Annotated in this window: 13 protein-coding genes and 1 other RNA gene; 5 read left to right on the top strand and 9 right to left on the bottom strand. The window is 69.4% G+C overall.

All coding sequences use genetic code 11. The features are described 5' to 3' along the window. Nucleotides 1-321 precede the first annotated feature (321 nt). Entirely contained in the window at nucleotides 322-1,053 is a 732-nt protein-coding gene (locus tag EJJ38_RS03310) for a hypothetical protein (protein ID WP_127088700.1), read from the top strand. Between the two features lie 10 nt (nucleotides 1,054-1,063). On the opposite strand, the gene murD is transcribed toward EJJ38_RS03310, so the two are convergent. The 8 genes from murD to EJJ38_RS03350 all read right to left on the bottom strand — a co-directional run bounded on the left by murD (nucleotide 1,064) and on the right by EJJ38_RS03350 (nucleotide 10,910). Continuing rightward, nucleotides 1,064-2,452, bottom strand: a complete 1,389-nt coding sequence (gene murD / locus EJJ38_RS03315) for a UDP-N-acetylmuramoyl-L-alanine--D-glutamate ligase (protein ID WP_127088701.1) — start codon at nucleotides 2,450-2,452, stop codon at nucleotides 1,064-1,066. Between the two features lie 146 nt (nucleotides 2,453-2,598). Continuing rightward, nucleotides 2,599-3,681 (bottom strand): phospho-N-acetylmuramoyl-pentapeptide-transferase, encoded by a 1,083-nt coding sequence (gene mraY / locus EJJ38_RS03320; RefSeq protein ID WP_127088702.1) that lies wholly within the window; start codon nucleotides 3,679-3,681, stop codon nucleotides 2,599-2,601. Nucleotides 3,682-3,838: 157 nt separating this feature from the next. Then, on the bottom strand, nucleotides 3,839-5,266 hold the full coding sequence (locus EJJ38_RS03325; RefSeq protein ID WP_127088880.1) for a UDP-N-acetylmuramoylalanyl-D-glutamyl-2,6-diaminopimelate--D-alanyl-D-alanine ligase: 1,428 nt from the start codon (nucleotides 5,264-5,266) through the stop codon (nucleotides 3,839-3,841). Further along, nucleotides 5,266-6,711, bottom strand: coding sequence for a UDP-N-acetylmuramoyl-L-alanyl-D-glutamate--2,6-diaminopimelate ligase (locus tag EJJ38_RS03330; RefSeq protein ID WP_127088703.1), 1,446 nt, complete (start codon nucleotides 6,709-6,711; stop codon nucleotides 5,266-5,268). The genes EJJ38_RS03325 and EJJ38_RS03330 overlap by 1 nt, the downstream gene beginning before the upstream one ends. A gap of 8 nt (nucleotides 6,712-6,719) precedes the next feature. Then, nucleotides 6,720-8,480: a peptidoglycan D,D-transpeptidase FtsI family protein gene (locus tag EJJ38_RS03335; protein ID WP_127088881.1), complete on the bottom strand. Its 1,761-nt coding sequence runs from the start codon at nucleotides 8,478-8,480 to the stop codon at nucleotides 6,720-6,722. Between the two features lie 238 nt (nucleotides 8,481-8,718). Next, nucleotides 8,719-9,405, bottom strand: coding sequence for a cell division protein FtsL (gene ftsL, locus EJJ38_RS03340; RefSeq protein WP_127088704.1), 687 nt, complete (start codon nucleotides 9,403-9,405; stop codon nucleotides 8,719-8,721). A gap of 6 nt (nucleotides 9,406-9,411) precedes the next feature. After that, nucleotides 9,412-10,443 carry a 16S rRNA (cytosine(1402)-N(4))-methyltransferase RsmH gene (rsmH, locus tag EJJ38_RS03345; protein ID WP_127088705.1) on the bottom strand — a complete coding sequence of 344 codons (1,032 nt, stop codon included), beginning with the start codon at nucleotides 10,441-10,443 and terminating at the stop codon, nucleotides 9,412-9,414. Continuing rightward, nucleotides 10,440-10,910 (bottom strand): division/cell wall cluster transcriptional repressor MraZ, encoded by a 471-nt coding sequence (locus EJJ38_RS03350; RefSeq protein ID WP_127088706.1) that lies wholly within the window; start codon nucleotides 10,908-10,910, stop codon nucleotides 10,440-10,442. The genes rsmH and EJJ38_RS03350 overlap by 4 nt, the downstream gene beginning before the upstream one ends. Before the next feature lie 249 nt (nucleotides 10,911-11,159). On the opposite strand from EJJ38_RS03350, the gene EJJ38_RS03355 reads away from it, so the two are divergent. The 3 genes from EJJ38_RS03355 (at nucleotide 11,160) to rnpB (ending at nucleotide 13,110) form a co-directional block, all read left to right on the top strand. Continuing rightward, nucleotides 11,160-11,873 (top strand): molecular chaperone DjiA, encoded by a 714-nt coding sequence (locus tag EJJ38_RS03355; protein WP_127088707.1) that lies wholly within the window; start codon nucleotides 11,160-11,162, stop codon nucleotides 11,871-11,873. Nucleotide 11,874: 1 nt separating this feature from the next. After that, nucleotides 11,875-12,648, top strand: a complete 774-nt coding sequence (locus EJJ38_RS03360; protein ID WP_127088708.1) for an N-acetylmuramoyl-L-alanine amidase — start codon at nucleotides 11,875-11,877, stop codon at nucleotides 12,646-12,648. A 93-nt stretch (nucleotides 12,649-12,741) separates the two neighbouring features. After that, nucleotides 12,742-13,110: RNase P RNA component class A (gene rnpB, locus EJJ38_RS03365), an RNA gene on the top strand. Nucleotides 13,111-13,158: 48 nt separating this feature from the next. Here the strand turns inward: rnpB and EJJ38_RS03370 are convergent. Next, the gene (locus EJJ38_RS03370) at nucleotides 13,159-15,132 is read right to left on the bottom strand and encodes a c-type cytochrome (RefSeq protein WP_127088709.1); all 1,974 of its coding nucleotides are present in this window, start codon (nucleotides 15,130-15,132) and stop codon (nucleotides 13,159-13,161) included. 146 nt (nucleotides 15,133-15,278) lie between these two features. Between EJJ38_RS03370 and ligA the strand changes: the two genes are divergently transcribed. Next, nucleotides 15,279-17,771, top strand: coding sequence for an NAD-dependent DNA ligase LigA (ligA, locus tag EJJ38_RS03375; protein WP_205666093.1), 2,493 nt, complete (start codon nucleotides 15,279-15,281; stop codon nucleotides 17,769-17,771). Nucleotides 17,772-18,063 lie beyond the last annotated feature (292 nt).

Here is an 18,063-nt window from a genome sequence, read left to right on the forward strand (position 1 = left end):
CGCTCCTTCGCTGAGACCGGCAGGACGTGCCACGCCACGGCGACAGGAACAAGACCCCGGCGCGCATGGCAGGACTGAGGCGCCCCTTGCCCGAGCCTCGCCCGAGCCCCGCCCCCTTTGGCGCTCTGGCGTTTTTTGGCCCGATCGCCCGGTCCATCCCCTCCCCGGAACGGGAAAATGCCCTTGCGGCAAGCACCTGGCTTCGCGGAGGCCGCGCACGGGCCCGGCATGGGTCCACCACGACCCTCGCGGGGCATTCAGCCGGGTGGTAAGGCCGAACGGAAGGTGCCACTCCGGCACTGGGCTGAAGGGAGACGTCGCATGCAAGGCCGATGCTCGAAAGCCGCGCTCCTGACGCTCGCCTGGGCCGCATGGCCCGTCTTGGCCCTGGCACAGACGCAGCCGGCCCCACAGGCAAGGAGCTTCGCGCCGCCCAATCCCCCGGCGGTGCTGCGCGATGCCCGCTATTGCGAGATCCTGCCCGTTACCCTCACCCTGAGCGGCCTCAAGGCCGAGGTCTACAACACCATCGGCTATGACGATTGCCCGCAGGCCGCCTGGAGCGCGCTGTCGGAAAAGGCCCTGCGCAAGCAGTTCGGCGCGGTGACCGTGATCCTGAACGGGCCGCGCCACTTCCTCATGGACAAGATCATCCCCAAGGGCGCCACCGCAGCGGGAAAGGTCATCACCTTCGACGGCATCACGCTGGAGAGCCGGGCGGAACTGTCCCTCTCGCTGTTCGAGCTTCTGGAGAAGCCCTATGGCGAGCACATCGTGGACCGCGAGACTGTCTATCGCTTCGATGCCGGCAAGCCCACCTTCCGGCTCACGGCGCCGGACGGGGCGGTCTATGTGATGCAGTCCTACGCGCAGATGGTGGATCCGGCGCTGACCTACGAGACGCTGCCCGGCCTCGGTGCGAAGCTCAAGCTGCCGTCCGGCTGGCGCTATGACACCGTCACGCCGGAGACCGACCTTCTCCTCCATGCCGAGGGGAAGGCGGTGGTGATCCAGGACGACCTGAAGAACACCTATCAGAAGATGACGCCCTGACGGGCGGCCGTCAGGTAACCCCCGGCAGGCCCTGCGCCAGGGTGCGGAAGCTGTCGCCGCGCGCCTCGAAGCTGGTGAACTGGTCGAAGGAGGCGCAGGCCGGGGAGAGCAGCACCACCGGCTCGGGCGCATCGCTGGCCGCCGCATCCCGCGCCGCGGCGGCCAGCGCCACATCCAGCGTGCCGCTCATCTCATAGGGCACCGAACCGAGCGTGCCCGCGAAATCCGCTGCCGCCTCACCAATGAGATAGGCCTTGCGCACCCGCCCGAACAGCGGCGCCAGCGGAGCGATGCCCCCGGCCTTGGGCTTGCCGCCAGCGATCCAGAAGATGTCCGGGAAGGTGAGGAGCGCACGCTCGGCCGCGTCCGCATTGGTGGCCTTGCTGTCGTTCACGAACAGAACCCGACCCGCGCGGCCCACCTGCTCCATGCGGTGCGGCAGGCCGGGGAAGCTGCGGATGGCAACGGCGATCACTTCCGGCGCCAGTCCCGCCGCCCGCGCCGCCGCGAAGGCCGCCGCCGCGTTCTGGGCATTGTGCGCGCCGCGCAGCGACGGGATGCCCGCGAGCGACAGGCGGAAGCGTTCCGTGCCGCCCTCGCTCACCACGATGGCGTCCCCGTCCCGCCAGATGCCGTCCGCCAGCGGCCGGGTGACGCTGACGCGCACCACATGGGTGCCCGCGCGCTCCGCCCGCTCCGCGATGGCGCTGGAGAAATCGTCGTCCACGCCCACCACGGCCGTGCCGCCCGATTCCACGCCCGCGATGAGCTGCTCCTTCACCGCCGCATAGCCTTCAAGCGAGCCGTGCCGGTCCAGATGGTCCGGGGTCACGTTGAGGTGGACGCCGATGGAGGGATCGAGCGAGGGGGACAGGTCGATCTGGTAGGAGGAGCACTCCACCACATGCACCCGCCGTCCGTTGGGCGGGGCGAGGGACAGGATGGCGGTGCCGATATTGCCGCCCAACTGGACATCACGCCCGCCCCTCTGGAGCAGATGGGCGATGAGCGCGGTGGTGGTGGACTTGCCGTTGGTGCCGGTGATGGCCACGAAAGGCGCGTGGCGCCCATGGGCGCGGCGCTCGCGGCAGAACAACTCGATGTCGCCGATCACCTCCACGCCCGCCGCCTGCGCCAGCTTCACCGACCAGTGGGGCTCGGGATGGGTGAGCGGCACGCCGGGGGACAGGACGAGCGCGGAGACCGTGCTCCAGTCCAGGGCGCGCAGGTCCGCCACGGGGATACCCGCCGCCGCCGCCTTCGCCCGCCCCGCCTCGCCGTCATCGAACGCGACCACCTGCGCGCCGCCCGCGATCAGGGCCTGCGCGGTGACGAGGCCGGAACCGCCGAGCCCGAACACGGCGACGATGCGGTCCTTGAAGGTGGAGACGGGGATCATGGGTGCGCCGAAAAGCTGGAGTGCGAGCGGTCCGGGCGGGCGCGCTGCGTCCGCCCGGAGAGGCAATTGCCGCCTAGCTTATTCAATGGTGCGGGAACCGCCACTCGCGCAGAGTGGCGCAGGGCGGGGTGTCCCCGCCCCCGTGCTCAGCGCAGCTTGAGGGTGGCGAGGCCGAGCAGCGCCAGCACCACGGCGACGATCCAGAAGCGGATCACCACCTGGCTCTCGGTCCAGCCCAATTGCTCGAAATGATGATGGATGGGCGCCATCTTGAAGACGCGCTTGCCGGTGAGGCGGAAGGAGATGACCTGCACGATCACCGACACCGCCTCCAGCACGAACAGGCCGCCGATCACCGCCAGCACGATCTCGTGCTTGATGGCCACCGCCATGGCGCCCAGCAGGCCGCCCAGCGCCAGGGAGCCGGTATCGCCCATGAAGATCTGGGCAGGCGGCGCGTTGAACCACAGGAAGCCCAGGCCCGCGCCGATGATGGCGCCGCACAGCACCGACAATTCGCCCGCGCCCGCCACATAATGGATCTGCAGATAGTCGGCGAACACCACGTTGCCGGAGAGATAGGTGACCACGCCGAACGAGCCCGCCGCGATCATCACCGGCACGATGGCGAGGCCGTCCAGGCCGTCCGTCAGGTTCACCGCATTGCCCGCCGCCACGATCACGAAGGCGCCGAACAGCACGAAGAACCAGCCGAGATCCAGCAGCAGGTCCTTGAAGAAGGGGAAGGCCACGGAGGAGGACAGGCCCGCCTTGCCCACATGGATGAAGGCGATGACGGCAATACCGGCAATGAGGAACTCGATGGCGAGGCGCGCCTTGCCCGACAGGCCGTTATGGCTCTGCTTCGTCACCTTCAGATAGTCATCGTAGAAGCCGATGAGGCCGAAGCCCAGCGTGACGCCCAGCACCACCCACACATAGGGATTGGAGAGGTTCGCCCAGAGCAGCGCCGCCACCATGAGACCGGACAGGATCATGAGCCCGCCCATGGTGGGCGTGCCCTTCTTGGCCAGATGGCTCTGCGGCCCGTCGGCGCGGATCGGCTGGCCCTTGCCCTGCCGCACCCGGAGCGAGGAGATGATGCCGGGCCCGAACAGGAAGACGAACAGCAGCCCCGTGACCACCGCCCCGCCGGTGCGGAAGGTGATGTAGCGGAAGACGTTGAGGCCGGGGAACACGTCGTTGAGCTGCGAGAGCCACTGGAGCATCGGCTATCCTTCGCGCGCGGGCCGCGCCGTCCGGCAAACGCGCCGGGCGGCAGGTCGTGCTGCATTTACACCCTAAAGCCGGTCAGGAACCGGGTTCGCTAAAATCCCCGCGCCGGCTTGAGCAGAGGCCGATGAGACAGTCCCACCACCTCCGGCCTCAGACCACGGCCTCCTCGACCGCGCGGAAACGGTCCGCCAGCGCCTTCACGAGCGGCCCCATGCGCGAGCCGTTCGACCCCTTCACCATCAGCGTGTCGCCGGGCCGCAGGGCCGAGGCGAGAATGGCGGTGAGCGTGTCGGATGCGGGCGCATACCCTCCCCGGCGGTCCGATGGCAAGGCCTGCCACAGGGAGCGCATGAGCGGACCGCAGCAGAAAACGAGATCGATGCCGCCCTCAGATACCGGCGCGGCAAGCTCGGCATGATGGGCCGGGCCGTCCGGCCCCAGTTCCAGCATGTCGCCGAGAACCGCGATGCGCCGCCCGCGCGGCCCCACCGGGGTGCGGCTCAGCACGTCCAGCGCCGCCCGCATGGAGGCGGGATTGGCATTGTAGCTCTCGTCCAGCAGCGTCGCGGTCCCGCCCGGCAGCGCAAGGCGCACGGGAACCCCGCGCCCCGGCGGCGGCTTGAGGCGGGCAAGGGCGAGGCCCGCCAAGGCGAGGTCCGCGCCGAGCAGATGGGCCGCGGCCAGCACCGCAAGGATATTCTGCACGATGTGCCGGCCGGGCATGCCCACCTTCAGCGTCACCCGCGTGCCCAGCACGTCCGCCACCAAGGTGGAGCAGTCGGACTTCAGGCACAGGTCCACGAGGCGGCTGTCTGCGGACGCATCGGCACCGAACGTCACCACCCGCGCGCCACGGGCGCGGGCGGCGGCTTCGAGGCGGCCGAATTGCGGATTGTCGCAATTGAGCACCGCCACGCCGCCGGGCTCCAGGCCCGCGAAGATTTCCGCCTTGGCGTCCGCGATGGCCTCGATGCCGGAGAACTGGGCCATATGAACCGGCTCCACCGTGGTGACGATGGCCACATGGGGCCGCACCATCTGCACCAGGGGCGTGATCTCGCCGGGATGGTTCATGCCGATCTCGAACACGCCGAAGCGCGCCTCGCGCGGCAGGCGGGCGAGCGAGAGCGGCACGCCCCAATGATTGTTGTAGGACGCGGCGGAGGCATGGGTGAGCCCGTCCGCCGACAGAGCGAGGCGCAGCGCCTCCTTGGTGGTGGTCTTGCCCACCGAGCCGGTCACCGCCGCGATGCGGGCCTGCGAGCGCGCACGCGCGGCGCGGCCGGTGGCCTCCAGCGCGTGGAGGACATCATCCACCACGAGGAGGGGCGCATCCGGAGCGAACCCATCCGCCCGCTCCCGCGCCACCACGGCCAGGGCCGCCCCGTTGTCCAGGGCGGCGGAGACATACGCATGGCCGTCGGAATTCTCACCCGTAATGGCGAAGAAGGCATCGCCCGGCGCGAGGGTCCGTGTGTCGATGGAAACACCCGTCACCGTGCGCGGAAGGCCGCGCACCTCCCCCGCCGTAGCCGCCGCCAGTTCGTCGAGCCCGTAGAGAGGTGTCATGTTGGTCATCATGAGCCTTGTCTCCCCATGGCGGCGAGAATCGCCGCAGCGTCCGAGAAGGGAAGCGTCCGGTCGCCGATGATTTGGCCGGTTTCGTGACCTTTGCCGGCAACAACCAGCGCGTCCCCAGGTTGCAACATGGCGACCGCCGCGTCGATGGCTTCCGCGCGATCGCCGATTTCCCGCGCGCCGGGGGCGGCGGCGAGGATTTCGGCGCGGATCGCCGCAGGGGCCTCGGAACGCGGATTGTCGTCGGTGACGATGACCATATCCGCGCCGGCTGCCGCGATGGCGCCCATGAGCGGCCGCTTGCCCCGGTCGCGGTCACCGCCGCAGCCGAACACCACCATGAGCCGCCCCGGCACCGCCGGGCGCAAGGTGTCGAGCACCGCCTGAAGCGCCTCGGGCTTATGGGCATAGTCCACGAAAACGAGGCGGCCGGGGTCCGACCCCACCCGCTCCATGCGGCCGGGCACGCCGGGCAGGGTCGCCATGGCAGTGAGCGCCGCGTCCCGGTCCTCGCCGCAGGCTATCGCAAGGCCCGCCGCCAGCAGCGCATTGTCCGCCTGGAAGGCGCCCACCAGGGGCACGCGGATTTCGCGGCCATCCGCGAGGCGCACCATTTGTTCCGCGCCCTCCGCCCGCACGCCCGCCACATCGATGTCGCCGCCCGGCCCGATGGCCAGGACCGGCAGGCCACGGGTGCGGGCATAGGCCAGCGTCGTGGCGCCATAAGGCGCGGTGGTGAGCGCCACGGCGGGCGCGCCCTCCGGCAGAAGCTCGGTGAACAGGCGCAGCTTGGCCCGGTAATAGGCGTCCACGCTGGGATGATAATCGAGATGGTCGCGGCCGAGATTGGTGAAGCCGCCCGCTGCAAGCCGCACCCCATCCAGGCGGAACTGGTCCAGCCCGTGGGACGAGGCTTCCAGCGCCATGTGGGTGACGCCCTCCCCCGCCAGCCGGTCCAGAGTGGCGTGCAGGTCCACCGGGTCCGGCGAGGTGAGGCCGCCATAGGCCGCCTCGCCCGGCGCCACGAGGCCCAGCGTGCCGAGATACGCGGCCTTGTGGCCGAGCTGCTCCAGGATGTGCCGCAGGAAGAAGGCGACCGAGGTCTTGCCCGCCGTGCCGGTCACCGCCGCCACCTTGGCCGGCTGGCGCGGAGACAGCCGCGCCGCCGCCAGCGCCAGGGACCGGCGGATGTTCAGCGCGAAGGCCACGGGCACCGGAACCTCCGGCATCTCGCCCATGGGTTCCATGAGGATGGCCGCCGCCCCCTGCGCCACCGCCTGGGGAATGAAGCGCGCGCCGTCCGCCTTGGTGCCGGGAATGGCCACGAACAGCACGCCCGGCGCCACCTTGCGGCTGTCGGCGGTGATCCCGGTGACCAGCGTGGCGCCCTCCCCCGTCAGGAGGCGGGCATGGCCGGAAAGAAGATCACCGAGCGGAATGGTCATCGCTTGGCCTACCGGGCCGCGAGCTTGTCGCCCAGGCCCGCCCCGCGCAGCATCTGGTCCGCGGTGGGCAGGGTCTGGCGCGGCATCACGCCGAGCATGGGCGCGACGCGCTCCACGATCTTGGCGGCGGTGGGCGCGGCATTCCAGCCGGAGGTGGCATAGCCATGGGTCTCGGGCAGAGGCTGCGGCTCGTCCAGCATCACCAGGACCAGATATTGCGGCTTGTCCATGGGGAAGACGGCCGTGAAGGAGGTGAGCAGCTTGTTCTTGGCATAGCGCCCGTTCACCACCTTCTCGGCGGTGCCGGTCTTGCCGCCCACGAGGTAGCCCGGAACTTCGGCCTTGCGCGCGCTGCCCGCTTCCGCGTTCAGGCGGAACAGATAGCGCATCTTGTCGGAGGTCTCGGGCTTCAGCACCTGCTTGGCCAGCACATCCGCCTCGGCCGGCGTGCGCTTCAGGAAGGTGGGCGGAATGAGCTTGCCGCCATTCACCAGGGCATTCACCGCCATCACCGCCTGGAGCGGGGCGACGGACAGGCCGTGGCCGAAGGCGATGGTGGCCGAGTTCAGCTCGCCCCAGCGCTTGGGCACGATGGGCTCGGAGCTTTCCGGCAGTTCGGTGCGCAGCCGGTCCAGCTGGCCCATCTTGCGCAGGAACGTCTTGTGCGCCTCCACCCCCAGCGACAGCACCATCTTGGCGGTGCCGATATTGGAGGAGACGAGGAAGATTTCCGGCACCGTGAGGACGCGGTTCTCCGCGTGATAGTCGTGGATGGCGAACCGGCCGAACGACAAGGCGCCGCGCGCGTCGAACGACGAATTGAGGCCGATCTTGCCCGAATCCAGCGCCATGGCGAAGGACAGGGCCTTGAAGGTGGAGCCCATCTCGAAGACGCCCGTGGTCAGGCGGTTGAGATAGGCGTCGTCCTTCGGGTTTCCGCCCACATTGGGGTCGAAGTCCGGCAGGGAGACCAGCGAGATGATCTCGCCGGTGCGCACATCCGCCACCACGCCCATGGCGGCCTTGGCCTTGAACTTCTCCCGCGCCTTGGCCAGCTCGTCGCGCACCGCATTCTGCACGCGCACGTCCATGGCGAGCTGCAGCGGCTCCTGCTGCCGGTCGGTGGTCAGGCCCGCCAGATGCAGCTCGGCAAGGCCCGAGCCGTCGATATATTTCTCGATGCCCGCAATGCCCTGATTGTCCACGTTCACCGCGCCGAGGACGTGGGAGAGGGTGGGACCATCGGGATAGACGCGCCGGTTCTCGCGCACGAAGCCGATGCCGGGCAGGCCGAGCCGGTAGATGGCGCGCTGCTGGGCGGGCGTGATCTCGCGCTTCAGCCAGGCGAAGCCCTTGCCGGAATTCAGGCGCGTGCGCGCCTCCGCCACGTCGAGGTCGGGCAGAACCTTCAGCAGGCCCTCCAGCGCCTCGTCGGGATCGATGAGGCGACGCGGCTCGGCGAACAAAGAGGGCGACTTCACGTCGATGGCCACCGTGTCGCCGTTCCGGTCCACGATGTCCGGCCGGGCCGAGGAGATGGCCGAGCCGCCGGCCCGCTCCCCATTGGGGTCCGCGAACGTGGCGAGCAGCGCGAGGCGGCCGCCGATGGCGATGAAGATGAGGCTGAAGGCCAGCACGATCAGCTTCAGGCGTGCCCGCGTGACGGTCTCCGGGTCCGCCCGGTCCAGCCCGAACAGCGCCCGCACGAGGCCGCGCGCGAAGGCGAACGCGAAGCGCACCAGCCCCACCGCCAGGCGGATCACGCCCATGATGAGGCCGTAAATGATCCGCGCCACCCGGTGGGTGAGGCCCAGATAGACCTCCACGATGGCGCTGATCACCGCCATGACGAGGCGACCGACCAGGCGGCCCACAAAGCCCGCCGCCACGGCGACGAACCGGGGCACCGGGATGCGCGGCAGACGCGACGTGTCGATCTTCGGCAGGGAGAGGGTCTGCAGGGACAGACGCGGCAGGTTGAATGAGGGCAGGTTCATCGGATGCTCCTCAACGCCCGCTGGAGGGAACGACAGGACCGAAGAAGCTGCCGATGCCGCGCACCAGCCCTTCCACGGGATTGGCCGCCGGAGGCGGAGGCGCGGCGACGGACGGCGGTTCGGACGGCGCCGTTCCCGGCTGGACGACAGGGCGCGCCGCGGCCACCGGCCGTGCGGCGGCCGGTGCGGCAACGGACGGCGCGGGCGCCGGCTTCGGCGCGGAAACCGGCGCGGAAGCGGGACGCAGAGCGGAGGTGGCGGGCAGCACCGCCGCGCCGCCATTGCCGCCGCCCGCCGAGGGGCCGGGGCCGGCGGCGGAAGCGGGGGTGGGCGCCCGGTCGGGCTTGCCGATGGAGGAGGTGATGAGCGGCGTGTCGGTCAGCGCCTCAATCATCCCGCCGATGCCGTCGCTGCCCCCCGCGGACTTCGCCGGAAGGTCATCGAGGGTGGACATGGAATCCACCGCCAGCACCTGCATGTCCAGATGGCGCTGCACGAGGCCCTGCACGTAAAGCGGCGAGGTGCGGCGCGCCCATTCCGCGCGCAGCACGGCGATGGCGTCGCGCTCGGCGCGGATTGCCTGGCGCATATGGGCAAGGCGCTCGGCGTCAGCCGTGGAGGCGTATTTCACCTGATAGACCACGGCGGCGGTCACGAGCAGCGCCACGACCATCACAAGGTTGGCGATGCGAAACATTCAGCTTCATCTCCGCCCGCGGCGTTGCATCGGTTTCGGGCGCAGGCCCAGCAGGTCACCCTCCCCGTGCGCCACCGCCTCGGTCCGTTCCGCCGCCCTCAGCTTGGCCGAGCGGGCACGGGGATTGGCTGCGGTTTCCTCGGATCCGGACTCCACCGCCCCCTTGGCAAGAAGACGGAAAGACGGCACCGGACCTTCGGCTTGCGGCAGATGGCGCGACGCGGAAGGCGCCTTGCTTCGGTTTGCCAGAAAAGTCTTAACGATCCGGTCTTCCAGCGAATGGAAGGTGACCACCACCAGCCGCCCGCCGGGCTTCAAGGCCCGCTCCGCGGCGGCGAGCGCGGTCACGAGTTCGTCAAGCTCGCCGTTCACGGCGATGCGCAGGCCCTGGAAGGTGCGGGTGGCGGGATGGATCTCGCCGGGCTTCGCGCGGATCACCCGCGAGACGATGTCCGCGAGCTGCCCGGTGCGGGTGATGGGGGCCTCGGCCCGGGCGCGCACGATGGCGCGGGCGATGGGGCGCGACATGCGCTCCTCACCCAAAGTGAAGAGGATATGGGCGAGTTCGGCTTCCTCCAGCTCCGCCACGAGGTCGGCGGCGCTCGGGCCGTCATCGCCCATGCGCATGTCGAGCGGGCCGTCGCGGCGGAAGGAAAAGCCGCGCTCGGCTTCGTCCAACTGCATGGACGAGACGCCGATATCCAGCACCACGCCGTCCAGCGGCGTGAAGCCTTCCGTTTCGGCGAGGGTATCGAGGTCCGAGAAGCGGCCCTGGACCAGCCGCAGCCGCCCGCTCGCTTCCGCGACCAGCGGCGCGCCGCCGGCAATGGCGGTGGGATCGCGGTCGATGGCCATGAGGCGGCAGTCCGCCGCCTCCAGGATCGCCCGGCTGTAGCCTCCCGCGCCGAAGGTGCCGTCCACATAGGAACCGGCATCCTTCGGCGCGAGGTGCGCGAGAACTTCAGCCAGCATGACGGGAAGGTGACGGGCCGGTCCGCCTGCGGCGTCGGTGGGCCCGACCCCGCGGCCCGATTTCATCCCTTGCTGCCTCCATTCTCCGCGTTGGAGCCGAGCGAGCGCCTCAGCAAACGCACCTTGTCCTTGGCCTCGGCAAGGTGCGCGCGCAGGCGCTCGGGCTCCCAGATCCTGAACTTGTGACCAAGCCCCACGAAGGACACCGTGTCCGTGATGGCGGCATGGTCCTTGAGCGTCTCGCTCAGCACCACCCGGCCTTCCGGATCGACCCGCAAGGTCTCGCTGGTGCCGTAGAGGGCCGCCGAAAGCTCCTCGCGTGCTTCCGAATAGGGCGGAAAGCGCGTGATGAGCGTGTCGATCTCCTCCAGAAGCCGCGTGCCGCCCGCATCGAGGGCCGGCTCCGCAAGGCTCGGATGGCAATAGAGCGTGTCCGCGCCCTCCCGTCCCAGCACCGCGCGATAGGGCGCCGGGATGGAGACCCGGCCCTTCGCGTCGAGACGCATGGTGTAGGTGGACACGAAGCGATCCATGACGCCCGCGCTGCCCCTCTGTCCCGAACCGCCGATACCGAAAACGCACCCCGTCCGCGCCGGCAAAGCCGGGCTGCGCCGAACACGCCGCCGGAGCGGACATCGGATCGCGTGGGTGAATTTGGGTTAACATGGGATAATATGGGCCGTCAATGAATCGCCATGGGATGGGACCGTCATTTACCGGCGGTATACCTTAAGGAAGCGTTGAGCTTGGCGGGGTGGCGGTGCCGGAGGGACGGGGACGGGATGAGCCCAATCGGATTGATCGGCGGGGCGGGCATGGGGCTCGTCCTGGGCGGCCCGCTGGGCGCGCTTCTGGGGGCCTTGGCGGGTCATGTGCTCGACCGGCTCCTGGCGCCGGCCCCGCGACCGGCCGCCTTCTCCATCGCGCTCATCGCCCTCTCCGCCAAGATGGCGAAGGCCGACGGCGTGGTGGTGCCGCTGGAAGTGAAGGCGTTCCGCGAGGTGTTCGACATTCCGCCGGAGGAGCTTTCGGGCGTGGCGCGGGTCTATGATCTCGCCAAGCAGGACACGGCGGGCTTCGAGGCCTATGCCCGGCAGATCGGCACCCTGTTCGCCGACGAGCCGGAAACCCGCGAGGACCTGCTGGACGCCTTGTTCCATGTGGCGAAGGCCGACCATGCCCTCCACGAGGACGAGATCGTCTTCCTGAAGGAGGTGGCGCGCCTGCTGGGCTTCACCGGCACCGCCTATGAGCGCATCGAGGCGCGCCATGTGCGCCGCCCGGGCGATCCCTATGCGGTGCTGGACCTGGGGCCGGACGCGAGCGATGGAGAGATCAAGGCCCGCTGGCGCACCTTGGTGGGCGAGCACCATCCCGACCGGCTGGTGGCGCGCGGCCTGCCGCCCGCGGCCATCAAGCTGGCCAATGACCGGGTGGCGGCGGTGAATGCCGCCTATAAGGCCATCACCACCACACGCGCACGGCACGAGGACTGACATGATCGCCCCGGACACCTTCCGCCCGGACAGCCGCCTCGTGGGCGCCCTCGCCCCCTCCCCCAATCACGGCGAACGGCAGGCGGGCATCGACATGCTGGTGCTGCACTATACCGGCATGGAGCGGGCCGAAGAGGCGGTGGAGCGGCTGCGCGACCCCACCGCCGAGGTCTCCGCCCATTATGTGGTGCTGGAGGACGGCACCATCCTCCAGATGGTGCCGGAGGCGCGGCGCGCCTGGCATGCCGGCGTCGCGAGCTGGGAAGGGACCACGGACATCAATTCCCGCTCCATCGGCATCGAGATCGCCAATGCCGGCCACGCCTTCGGCTCTCCGCCCTTCCCGGAGGCCCAGATCATCGCGGTGGCGGCGCTCGCCCAGGACATCCTCGACCGCCATCCCATCCGCGCCGACCGGGTGCTCGCCCATTCGGACGTGGCCCCATTGCGCAAGGACGATCCGGGCGAAAAATTCCCCTGGCACCTGCTGCACCATGCGGGTGTGGGCCATCTCGTGCACGAGGCGCCGGAACAGGGCGGGCGCTTCTTCATGCGCGGAGACGGCGGCCAGCCGGTGGCGGCGCTGCAATCCATGCTGGCGCTCTACGGCTACGGCATCGCGGTGACCGGGGACTATGACGCCGAGACCGAGGCGGTGGTGCGGGCCTTCCAGCGCCATTTCCGCCGCGCCAAGGTGGACGGGGTGGCGGACGCCTCCACCATCATGACCCTGCGCCAATTGATCCTCACCCGTCCCCAGCCCGAAACGGCGTGATGCCATCGGCGCCAGCCCCCGGCGGGTGTCGCGCGGGCTGATGACGCCGCCGCGCCCTTGACGCAGCGGTCGCGGGCGCCCATTGGTGCGCCACCAGTCGGCCGGGCGGCCGCGGCGTGCAAGCGCCGAGGAAAGTCCGGGCTCCACGGAGACACGGTGCCGGATAACGTCCGGCGGGGGCGACCCTAGGGAAAGTGCCACAGAAATCAAACCACCCGCGCGTGCGCGGGCCAGGGTGAAACGGTGGGGTAAGAGCCCACCGCGCGACCGGCAACGGGAGCGGCACGGCAAACCCCACCGGGAGCAAAGTCGAATAGGGACGGCATCTTCGGAAAGCCCTGTCTTCGGGCCGCCGTCCGGGTTGACTGCTTGAGGCGCCGGGCAACCGGCGTCCCAGATGAATGGCCGCCACGCGGGCGCAAGCCCGCCGTACAGAACCCGGCTTACAGGCCGACTGGTCTTATAAAAGGGCGCCCTCCGGGGCGCCCTTTTTCGTGACCGTGCAGTGCCTCACTGCGCCGAGGCGTTGAACTGGGGCGCGCCCAGCTGAAGCGTCTGCACCACCTGCTGGCCGAAATTGGTCAGCAGCGAATATTGCTCCGCGACCACGGTGTTGGGCTTGGCCGTCACCAGCGGGCAATAGGCAACGATGAGCGCATTGGCCACGTCCGAGCGGCGCGCCTTCGGGTTCTGCTGCAGCAAGGTGGTGGCGAAGCGCGAGGCGGCATCGCCCGTCACCGGCACCGCCGGCTTGCCCACCAGCGTCACCGCCGCATCCACCAGCGCCTTGGGCACCAGCTTGGCGTTGGTCGGATCGGGACAGGTGAGCTGGGCCGCGACCTGGGTGGGCTGGCGCGCCACCAGCGACGTGCCCGTGGGCGTCGCCCAGATGGTGGAGACCGGCGGCATGGAGGCGCCCGGCAGGCCCTCCGAAATGGCCGCCGCCACCTGGAGCGTGAAGCGCTGCAGCTCGCCCGCCTTCTGCCAGTCGGGAAGCTGGGTCTGCGCCACCACCGGGCAATAGGCGGCGGTGAGCGCGTCCACCACGGTGCCGGCGGAGGCATCCGTATCGGCATTCTGGTAGGTGGCGATGAGCAGCCGGGTCTGGCGCTCGCCGCCCTGCATCATCTTGGTGATGGCCGCCACCGCCTGCGGGTCCGGCCCGGTATTGCCGGGCGCGCCGCCCACTTGCGGGCAGTCGAAGGCGGAGGCCTGCTGGGTGCCGTAGGTCGGCACATTGGCCGTGGCGCGCCACGCGGCCACCATGGCGGGCGTGGTGTTGGCCATGCCGCCATTGTGCCAGGAGGTGCGCACATAATTCACGAGGTCCGCCACCTGCTGGTCGGAGAGGCGACCCGCGAAAGAGGGCATGGGCCCGTAGGTGCCACCGGCCGGCAGGCCGCCCAGCACCGCCATGATGACGTTATAGGGCTCGGCGGCGGTGACCGCCGGATTGTCCTTCAGCGAGGGGATGACATTGGCGTTGCCCGCCCCGCCCGCGCCGTGGCAGGGCGCGCAATTGTCCACATAGGACTGGGCCGCGCGCTGGAACACGTCCGCCGGAAGGGGCGAGGCCGCCTGGGGGGCGGGCACGTCCTTGGGCGGCGGGCTGTCCAGGAGATAAGTGACGAGGGCCTCCCGGTCGGCGGCGGTGAGGTAGGCGAGGCTCTCGCGCACCACTTCCGCCATGGGGCCGAACACCTCGGTCTTGCCCGGCACCGAGCCGTTGGTGAAGAACTGGGTGAGGGCGTCCTTGGTCCAGCCGTCCTTCTTGAGTTGCGCCGCGTCGATGGAGGGCGCCCAATAGCCGTCGATATCGGCGCCGAGGAAATGCTGCTTCTGCTTCACCGCGCCCATGAGGTTGCGCGGGGTGTGGCAGTCGGAGCAGTGGCCCAGCACCTCGGCGAGATAGGCGCCCCGGTTCCACTGGTCGCTCTTGCCAGGCGTGGGCGTCCAATAGGAGGCGTCGAAGAACAGCTCGCGCCAGGCCAGCAGGCCCAGGCGCACATTGAAGGGGAAGGACAGTTCGTTCGCCTGGCGCGGCTCCGCCACCGCCGGAATGCGTCGCACATAGGCCCACAGGGCCTTCAGGTCCGTGTCCGAAACGCCCGTATAGGCGTCGAACGGCATGGCCGGATAGAGATAGGCCCCGTCCTTGCGGATGCCGTTATGCAAGGCGTTCTTGAAGTCGTCGAACGTCCAGGTACCGATGCCGTAGGTGGGATCGGAGGTGATGTTCACCGAGAACATGCGCCCGAACGGCGTGTTGAAGGGCAGGTTGCCCGCATAGGGCTTCTTGGGATCGCCCGTATGGCAGGGCATGCAGTCGGCGGCGCGGGCGAGATAGGCGCCCCGGTCCACCAAAGCCGCGTCGTCCGCCGGCGCCTGGGAGGTGCCCTGGGCGACAGCGGGCGCGGAGACCCCCGCCACAGCCGCCGCGACCAATGCCAGTGTCTTGAACGGTCGTTTCTTGAAGCCCGCCATTTTTTCCGTCCCCTGCCCCATGACGCCTCACCTAATTTGGATATCTTACAATTCAAAGACGTGAAGGCACCCCCAATCTTGCGCGACCCGTTGACCCCCTGCCGCCGCGCTTGAATGTGGACGCGGGCCGCGCGAAAAACGGCACCATGACCGACACGCCCTCCGCCGCCACGCCGCTCTCCGCCCCCTCGCCGCTGCGCGCCGTGCCGGTGGGCGACCTTGCCCGCGAGGATGCGGCCAACGAACTGGCCGTGCTCGCCGACGAGATCGCCGGCCATGACCGGCGCTACTACCAGGACGACGCGCCCACGGTGTCCGATGGGGAGTATGACCGGCTGCGGCGCCGCTATGAGGACATCGAGGCCCGCTTTCCGGAATTGAAGGACGCGGAGAGCCTGTCCGAGCGGGTCGGCGCTGCGGTGGTGTCGAAGTTCGCCAAGATCACCCACCAGGTGCCCATGCTCTCCCTGGCCAACGCCTTCTCCGACGCGGAGGTGGAGGAGTTCGTGGAACGGGTGAAGCGGTTCCTCGATCTCGGCCCGGACGATACGGTCACCTTCACCGCCGAGCCCAAGATCGACGGCCTGTCCTGTTCGCTGCGCTATGAAAGCGGCCGCCTCGTGAGCGCCGCCACGCGCGGCGACGGGCAAGTGGGCGAGGACGTGACCGCCAATGTCCGCACCATCGGGGAGATCCCGGACCGGCTGGCGGGCGCGGACGTCCCGGACGTGATCGACGTGCGCGGCGAGGTCTATATGGGCGCGCAGGACTTCCTCGCCCTCAATGCCCGCCAGACCGAGGCGGGGAAGCCGGAATTCGCCAATCCGCGCAACGCCGCCGCCGGCTCGCTGCGCCAGCTGGATTCCAACATCACCGCAAGCCGCCCGCTGCGCTTCTTCGCCTATGCCTGGGGCGAAGCCTCCAGCCGCCCGGCGGAGACCCAGCACGGCATGGTGGACGCCTTCGCGCGCTGGCGGCTGCCCACCAATCCCCTCACGGTCCTCTGCCGCTCGGCGGCGGACCTGCTCGCCCATTACCGCATGATCGGGGAGCGGCGGGCGACGCTCGGCTACGATATCGACGGCGTGGTCTACAAGGTGGACAGCCTGGAGCTTCAGCGGCGGCTCGGCTTCATCTCGCGCTCCCCACGCTGGGCCATCGCGCACAAATTCCCCGCCGAGCAGGCGGTGACCGAGCTTCTGGACATCGACATCCAGGTGGGGCGCACCGGCGCGCTCACCCCCGTGGCCAAGCTCGCCCCCATCACGGTGGGCGGCGTCGTGGTCTCCAACGCCTCGCTGCACAATGAGGATTATATCCAGGGCATCGGCGGCGACGGCGAGCCCATTCGCGGCGGCATCGACATCCGCATCGGCGATTTCCTCACCATCCAGCGCGCCGGGGATGTCATCCCCCAGGTGGTCAACGTGGTGCTGGACCGCCGCCCGGCGCATGCCGCGCCGTACGCCTTCCCGCACACCTGCCCCGCCTGCGGCTCCCATGCGGTGCGGGAGGAAAACGAATCCGTGCGCCGCTGCACCGGCGGGCTCGTCTGCCCGGCCCAGGCGGTGGAGCGCATCCGCCATTTCGTGTCGCGCAACGCCTTCGACATCGAGGGGCTGGGCGACGAGAATGTGCAGCTCCTGTTCGATGCGGGCCTGGTGCGCACCCCCGCCGACATCTTCCGCCTGCAGGACCATGGCGAGGAGCTGCGCAAGGCCTTCTTCGCCCAGCGCGAACAGCGCGCACGGGAGCGCGAGGCGGAGACCGGCAGGGCGCGCAAGACTGTGCGCTCCGAAGACCAGCGGCAGTTTCTCGGCGTGGAGAAGCTGCTGGCCGCCATCGACGAGCGGCGCGACGTGACCTTCCCCCGCTTCCTGTTTGCTCTGGGCGTGCGCCATGTGGGCGAGGCCACGGCGAAAGCGCTCGCGAAACGCTATCTCAGCCTGGACGCGCTGCTGGAAACCCTGGAGGCGGCCGTTCCGGGCCGCCCGGGAGAGGCATGGCTGAGGCTTCTCGGCATTGCGGGCGTCGGCCAGACGCGGGCGGAAGGGCTGGTGGCGGCGATCGCCACCGAGACGATCCCCACCGCGACGGAGGCGGGCGCCGATCCGGAAACAACCCTGCGCATGGTGTTCGATCGGGCAAAGCTGAATTCCCGCCAGCGCGTGGCCCTGCGCACCGTCTATGGCGCGGATGCGGACATCCTCGCCGCCCTCGCCGCCGCCCACCAGCAGATGCCCCGTCCCGAATTCCGGGACCTCGCGGGCGTGCCGGACGTGGGCGAGGTGGCCGCCTCCTCGCTCTGCGAATTCTACGCCGAGGACCGCAACCGCGCGCTGCTGGACGCGCTGCGGGCCGAGGTGCGGGTGGCGGCCCAGGCCGCCCCGACCGCCTCGGGCTCGCCCGTCGCAGGCAAGACCGTGGTGTTCACGGGCAGCCTGGAGCGGATGACGCGGGAAGAGGCGAAGGCCATGGCGGAGCGGCTGGGGGCAAAAGTTGCCGGCTCAGTATCTGCCAAGACCCATCTGGTGGTCGCCGGCCCGGGTGCCGGATCGAAGCTCGAAAAGGCGCAGGCGCTGGGCGTGGAAGTGATCACCGAGGACCAGTGGCTCGAGCGCGTGGGCGAGCATGTCTGAGCGGGATCGGTAGCGGTTAAGTTTTTGATATGGATCAACTCATCGGCCAAAGTGGATGCAAGGAGATGCATCCACTTTGGAGCGATCTCCCGGCAGTTTGAGCGGGACGTTTTTCATCCGCAAACATCGGAAGCCTTCCAGGAAAAGGGGTAAAGCGGCTTCCTCGCTGGACTCCGGAACAACGTATCGAATTATTCCAATATAAAAGTAGCCCTGTACCATCCTTGCGCGGTTGATCCCCCTGCGCCTCTCCGTCAGTTTCCCTTCGGAAGCAGGTCCTTGGCGATGCCTT

Source organism: Aquabacter cavernae (genome assembly GCF_003993795.1).
Classification (GTDB): Bacteria; Pseudomonadota; Alphaproteobacteria; order Rhizobiales; family Xanthobacteraceae; genus Aquabacter; species Aquabacter cavernae.

Excerpts from the sequence above, each read along its gene's own strand:
- EJJ38_RS03310 (WP_127088700.1), top strand. The coding sequence starts at position 322 with ATGCAAGGCCGATGCTCGAAAGCCGCGCTCCTGACGCTCGCCTGGGCC.
- murD (WP_127088701.1), bottom strand. The coding sequence starts at position 2,452 with ATGATCCCCGTCTCCACCTTCAAGGACCGCATCGTCGCCGTGTTCGGG.
- mraY (WP_127088702.1), bottom strand. The coding sequence starts at position 3,681 with ATGCTCCAGTGGCTCTCGCAGCTCAACGACGTGTTCCCCGGCCTCAAC.
- EJJ38_RS03325 (WP_127088880.1), bottom strand. The coding sequence starts at position 5,266 with ATGACCAACATGACACCTCTCTACGGGCTCGACGAACTGGCGGCGGCT.
- EJJ38_RS03330 (WP_127088703.1), bottom strand. The coding sequence starts at position 6,711 with ATGACCATTCCGCTCGGTGATCTTCTTTCCGGCCATGCCCGCCTCCTG.
- EJJ38_RS03335 (WP_127088881.1), bottom strand. The coding sequence starts at position 8,480 with ATGGGCGTGATCCGCCTGGCGGTGGGGCTGGTGCGCTTCGCGTTCGCC.
- ftsL (WP_127088704.1), bottom strand. The coding sequence starts at position 9,405 with ATGTTTCGCATCGCCAACCTTGTGATGGTCGTGGCGCTGCTCGTGACC.
- rsmH (WP_127088705.1), bottom strand. The coding sequence starts at position 10,443 with ATGAAATCGGGCCGCGGGGTCGGGCCCACCGACGCCGCAGGCGGACCG.
- EJJ38_RS03350 (WP_127088706.1), bottom strand. The coding sequence starts at position 10,910 with ATGGATCGCTTCGTGTCCACCTACACCATGCGTCTCGACGCGAAGGGC.
- EJJ38_RS03355 (WP_127088707.1), top strand. The coding sequence starts at position 11,160 with ATGAGCCCAATCGGATTGATCGGCGGGGCGGGCATGGGGCTCGTCCTG.
- EJJ38_RS03360 (WP_127088708.1), top strand. The coding sequence starts at position 11,875 with ATGATCGCCCCGGACACCTTCCGCCCGGACAGCCGCCTCGTGGGCGCC.
- EJJ38_RS03370 (WP_127088709.1), bottom strand. The coding sequence starts at position 15,132 with ATGGCGGGCTTCAAGAAACGACCGTTCAAGACACTGGCATTGGTCGCG.
- ligA (WP_205666093.1), top strand. The coding sequence starts at position 15,279 with ATGACCGACACGCCCTCCGCCGCCACGCCGCTCTCCGCCCCCTCGCCG.